We start from the raw sequence: 2,061 nt of genomic DNA on the forward strand, positions 1-2,061 counted from the left end.
TCTTGGCGCGAACGGCTGGAAAAGAGAACGGCAGCAGCGTATCGTCAGTCATGGCGGGTGTGGCTCGCGCGATGTTGTCGGCAGGATTGGCCTAAGCAACCGAATCCTACGCCAAATCAACCGCTTATGCTACATCCGCCAGCCTTGCGAACACGCCGTAATGAATACGACGGGCTAAGGTCTAGCAGCGGGGTGCGCTCTCGCGTCGCGAAGCCGAGCTTCGTTGTGCTGGTAGAACAAGACCTGGAACTGTTGATCTTGCGGCTCTATCTCAGGCGTTCGCTTCGCCACGGGGCTGGCCTATGTGCTTTCCGACCCGGAGAAATTCCTCCGTCTCAGACGGTGATTGGCCAATGATGACCGTGAGGCCGCTCGCGTCCACAGTGAGCGCGCGGATCTGGGTGAACCAGGTTGCGGCCGGAGGGTAGTCAGCGAGCAGCTTCGCAATTCTTGCTTGGTGCGCGTCATCCGCATTACGATAAGCTGCAACCTGCACCTCGCTCTTGCAACAGCTACTGCTGCCGCGTCAAACTTCGTTGAATTCACTTAAAGAAGTGATGGTGGCCGGGCGCCCGGGGGATGCGAGTTACATCACCGCCGACATGTTGCCGTAGCTACGTTTGGCAGCATGGCAATTGCAGAATGCAGCTTTGCGTCTACAACAGACGACGGGCCCGACAGCTTCTGCGACAGCAATGCGTATCAAAGCCGCCCGCCTAGCACAAAAGGCCCGGAGCCGGGGACTACCACGAAAACTGGAGGCCGGCGTTCCCGCCGACCTTCCCGCCGCTGAACGCGACGCCGCTGTAGCCGGAAAGCCGACCGCGACCGCCGTCCAAGAAACCCTCACCGAAGGTAACGGCGCCAGTGAGGCCGAAAGCGTGGCTGGACGCCCCGGCACCCCAGTTCAGACGCACGCCGAACGTCTCCCCCGCCACAAGATCAGGGCTTTGCAGGGCATTGGAAATCGCGATGTGGCTATCGAAATCTTCCCAGTCCGCCATCCGGCTCTCAAGAGCACGAACCCTAGCAGCAAGTGCAGTCTCGGTTCTGACGGTGCCCTGTTCGGTCTCAAAGCGAATTTCGCCAGTATCCGGTCGAAGGCACTGTTCCGTCCCAGGGATGTAGAAGAATCCGGTGCCGTAGACGTCGCAGACCCGGACATACTCGACCGGTTCGGGCTCGAGTTGCGCGAAGGCGGCACCTGCGGCGAGTAGCGAGATTCCGGCGCTCGCAAACAAGATCTTCATGGTGCCCCTCCTGTTCGTACTTCTTAAGAATTCGCTAATTTTCTCGGGTACCGTAATTATGTCAATCGGCGGATAGGGCGCCGCGACGATTCGAATAATTTGTGACGAAACTATCACACAAAGAAAGAGAGGAAACTTCAGCAGTGTAAGGGGTCCGGACCCCGTTTGTTCGGCCTCGAAACCCCTGCTCCGTGAATCTTTCCCGCCGCTTGGAAAGAACTACAGCGGGCCAGAGGTCCTCGCCAGCCATGCGATGCATCGTGCCTCTGCAGAAATCATTCCTTAGCAATATTAAGCAATAACGTGCGGGTGAATGAGACTTTCCCTCACCTCAGCGATCGAAAGAACAGTCCTCATGTCTCTCCGAATCTGGCAGGTCGTCATCGCAATTGCAGCTTTCGTGGGAATCGGGATCGGCATCACCGTCGGCATCCAGAACCACGCCCTGAAGACCCTGCAGGTCAACGGCCCGCTCTACGGCGAGATCGTCGGCGGCAAGGATCTGATAGCCGACATCCTGCCACCGCCGATGTTCCTGGTGGAATCCTACCTGCTGGCCAACGAGGCGGTGGTTCATCCGGAACTCGTCACCAGGAACCTCGCACGGATCGCCGAACTCAAGCAGGAGGACAAGGCGCGGCGCGGCTACTGGCGAGAATTCGCCCTGCGCGACGACCTGCGGGCACAGCTGGAAGGCCAGGTGCTGCCTCGCTCGGACGCGCTGTGGGCGACGATCGAAGGGCCGTTCCGGGCGGCGGTACAAGGCGGTGGAAACGTCGCGCCGGTCATGGACACGCTGCGCGACCAGTTC

General features: G+C 59.6%; 1 protein-coding gene and 1 pseudogene. One reads left to right on the forward strand and one right to left on the reverse strand.

All coding sequences use genetic code 11. The features are described 5' to 3' along the window. Window positions 1–743: 743 nt before the first annotated feature. On the reverse strand, window positions 744–1,250 hold the full coding sequence (locus tag N1F91_RS30845; RefSeq protein ID WP_289997739.1) for a porin: 507 nt from the start codon (window positions 1,248–1,250) through the stop codon (window positions 744–746). A 355-nt stretch (window positions 1,251–1,605) separates the two neighbouring features. Here N1F91_RS30845 and N1F91_RS30850 point away from each other — a divergent pair. Continuing rightward, window positions 1,606–2,061 (forward strand): annotated as a pseudogene (locus N1F91_RS30850) (methyl-accepting chemotaxis protein); the annotation flags it as partial.

The sequence above is a fragment of the Aquibium sp. ELW1220 genome, assembly GCF_030398385.1.
GTDB lineage: Bacteria > Pseudomonadota > Alphaproteobacteria > Rhizobiales > Rhizobiaceae > Aquibium.

What these genes read in the sequence shown, in the direction of transcription:
- N1F91_RS30845 (WP_289997739.1), bottom strand. Translation starts at nt 1,250, where the DNA reads ATGAAGATCTTGTTTGCGAGCGCCGGAATCTCGCTACTCGCCGCAGGT.